This window comes from Caballeronia sp. M23-90, from assembly GCF_053574605.1.
Genome location: NZ_JBSIPA010000624.1, coordinates 1 through 3012 on the forward strand (window position 1 = coordinate 1; position 3012 = coordinate 3012).

4 protein-coding genes are annotated in these 3012 nt (G+C 63.2%); 2 read left to right on the plus strand and 2 right to left on the minus strand.

The window, feature by feature from the left end; all coding sequences use genetic code 11:
- Both ACRXB1_RS33700 and ACRXB1_RS33705 read left to right on the plus strand, forming a co-directional pair.
- On the plus strand, nt 1-803 hold an 803-nt coding region (locus ACRXB1_RS33700), incomplete at its 5' end, for a uracil-DNA glycosylase (RefSeq protein WP_449494494.1).
- The gene (locus ACRXB1_RS33705) at nt 800-1714 is read left to right on the plus strand and encodes a DUF1853 family protein (protein ID WP_449494495.1); all 915 of its coding nucleotides are present in this window, start codon (nt 800-802) and stop codon (nt 1712-1714) included. The genes ACRXB1_RS33700 and ACRXB1_RS33705, both read left to right, overlap by 4 nt.
- Here ACRXB1_RS33705 and thiD read toward each other — a convergent pair.
- Entirely contained in the window at nt 1701-2507 is an 807-nt protein-coding gene (gene thiD, locus ACRXB1_RS33710; protein WP_061999129.1) for a bifunctional hydroxymethylpyrimidine kinase/phosphomethylpyrimidine kinase, read from the minus strand. The two genes, ACRXB1_RS33705 and thiD, sit on opposite strands and share 14 nt — an antisense overlap.
- The coding region (thiE, locus tag ACRXB1_RS33715) for a thiamine phosphate synthase (RefSeq protein ID WP_449494496.1) at nt 2504-3012 on the minus strand (509 nt) is incomplete at its 5' end. The genes thiD and thiE, both read right to left, overlap by 4 nt.

Consider the following 3012-nt stretch of genomic DNA (forward strand, 5'->3'; position numbering starts at 1 on the left):
TGCGTAGCGCCAGCGAGACCTTGACCGCGCTCGATGCCGTGCTTTCCGCGGCGCAAAAGAGCCAAAATGTCGCGCGAGAAGCGCCAGAAGCGCCAGAAGCGCCGGTGGTGGCGAAGTCCGATCCGCAGGAACCGCCTGCCTTCGATGACATTCCGTGGATCGACGATCTTCCGCAACACATGCCGCCCGAACCGGAAGCCATCGATGAAACCGCGAACGACATCGCGTCCCTCGACTGGGACACGCTTGCCGCCCGCGTCTCCGTTTGCGAGCGCTGCAAGTTATGCGAGCGGCGCACGAACTCGGTTTTCGGCGTGGGCGACCGTGATGCCGACTGGATGCTGATCGGCGAAGCACCGGGCGAAAACGAGGACAAGCTAGGGGAGCCGTTCGTCGGGCAGGCGGGCAAGCTGCTTGACAGCATGTTGCATGCGGTGGCGTTATCGCGTGAAGACAATGTGTTTATCGCGAACGTGATCAAGTGCCGCCCGCCCGGCAACCGTAATCCTGAACTCGATGAAGTCGCGCGTTGCGAGCCGTATCTGAAGCGTCAGGTCGCACTGGTGAAGCCAAAGCTGATCGTCGCGCTGGGACGTTTCGCGGCGCAAAGTCTGCTGAAGACCGAGGCGAGCATTGCGTCGCTGCGCGGGCGGGTGCATGACTATGAGGGCGTGCCGGTCATCGTGACGTATCACCCCGCGTATCTGCTGCGCAGCTTGCCCGACAAAGCCAAGGCGTGGGCCGACCTGTGCCTCGCCCAGGCGACTTATCGCGAGTCGCTGAAGGTGGCGGACGGCGCGTGAGCTTCGCCGGCGCGGTTGCGCGATTCAACGATCCTGCCGTCCGGGATCTCGCGTGGCTGCTGTTCTCACCTGACTTGCTGAGCGCGTCACATGCGGGCGCGCCGCTCGCGTGTCCTGTCGAAAGCGATAAGCGCGCAGCCGTTTCAGGCTGGCTCGAAGCGCTCGATGACCATCCCGAAGCGCTTCACGCGCTGGTCCGCAAACCGTCGCTGAGACGGCTCGGTCTCTATGCCGAGGCCTTGCTCGAATACTTTTTGACGCATGGACCCGATGCACGGCTGATCGCCGCCAACGTGCCGTTGCGCGCAGCGGGGCAAACCCTCGGCGAGGTCGATTTCCTCTTGCACAACGCCCGGCGCGAACGTCTGCATTGGGAGCTTGCCGTGAAGTTCTATCTGCATATCGGCGAGGGTGCGGTCGCGTTATCCGATTATGTCGGACCCAATCTGCAGGATCGCTTCGACCTGAAGCATGACCGGCTCTTGCATCATCAACTCGGTTTGAGCGCGCGCGATGAATTCGCATCGCTCGGATTCGAAGGACCGTGGCGCGCTGAACTGTTCGTCAAGGGCAGGCTGTTTTATCGACAAGGCGCCGCGCCGACGCTGCCCCCCGAACTCGCCGACGATCATTTGCGCGGCTGGTGGATGACGGTATCGGAGTGGCAGGAGTCGAAAGGAGACGAGGCTTTTGCCGTTGTGCCGAGACTTGCGTGGCTGGCGGAACGGTCGTTGTCGAACGAAGAAGCCGGAACGCTGACCTTCGATGCCGGCGCGCTGACATCGCCGACCATGGTCGCAAATTACGACCGGAGCGCCGGCGATATCTGGCGCGAGCGCTCGCGTGGTTTTATCGTGCCGGATGAATGGCCCGAACGCGCGCTGCGTTATGCGCGCCTCACCACCACTTGAAGAAATGATGCACAGGCCCGACGCCGTGCCCGACTTCGAGTCGCGCGCTCTGTTCGATCGCGCCGGTCAGATAAAGCTTGGCATCGGCGGTTGCGGCGGCGAGCGAGTCGCGCTGCGGCAATAACGCGGCGATCGACGACGACAACGTGCATCCCGTCCCGTGCGTGTTTTTCACCGGCACGCGCGGACCGCCCAGCCGTAGCGAACCACTTGCCTCGATGAGCCAGTCGGGACTGTCGGGGGCGCTCAGATGGCCGCCTTTCATCAGCACGGCCTTCGCACCCATCGCCCGCAGCGCTTCGCCCTGGCGCACCATTGTTTCTTCGTCTTCCGCTGACACGTCGTTCAATAGCGCCGCCGCTTCCGGCAGGTTCGGCGTGACGATGGTGGCCAGCGGCAATAATTCATCGCGTAACGCGGCGACGGCTTCCGGTGCGAGCAACGCATGATGACTCTTGGAAATCATGACCGTGTCGAGCACGACATGCGCCGGTTGGTATCGACGCAACGCTATCGCAACCGCGCGCACCACATCGGCGTTGGCGAGCATGCCGATCTTCACGGCATCGATACGGATATCGTCGAAAACAGCGTCCAGTTGCGCCGTGACGAACGACGCATCCGGCGTGTGGATCGCCGTCACGCCGCGCGTGTTTTGCGCGGTGAGGGCGGTGATCACCGACAAACCATATGCGCCGAGCGCCGAAAACGCCTTCAAGTCGGCCTGGATACCCGCACCGCCGCCCGAGTCGGAACCGGCGATGGTGAGAACGTTGGGGATCGAATGGGTCATGATGTCCGGGAATTTTCAGCGCGCAATTGCTGCGCGGCGAGACGTGGATCGGCGGCCTTGCAGATCGCCGATACCACCGCGATTCCGCCCGGTTTTGCGCGTTTGACATACCCGGCGTTGCTCAACTGGATGCCGCCGATAGCCACCGTCGGATGCAACGACCGCGCACACAGCGCCGCGATTCCTTCTATACCCAGCGCCGCCGATGCATCCGGCTTCGTGGGGGTGTCGAACACGGGTCCGACACCGACGTAATCGATCATCGTGCCGAGCGGATTGGCGTCATCGACTTCGCGTTCATTCGATACCGACAGACCGATCAACGCACGCGGTCCGAGCAGCTTCCGGGCGACCTCCGGCGGCAGATCCTTCTGCCCGATATGCACGCCATCGGCGCCGCAGGCGAGCGCGACATCGATGTGATCGTTGATGATCAGCGGCACGCCAAACTGGCGCGTGATCGGCAGCAGATCCGAGGCGAGCGCGAGCCACGCGCGCTTGTGCA

Excerpts from the sequence above, each read along its gene's own strand:
- thiD (WP_061999129.1), bottom strand. The coding sequence starts at position 2,507 with ATGACCCATTCGATCCCCAACGTTCTCACCATCGCCGGTTCCGACTCG.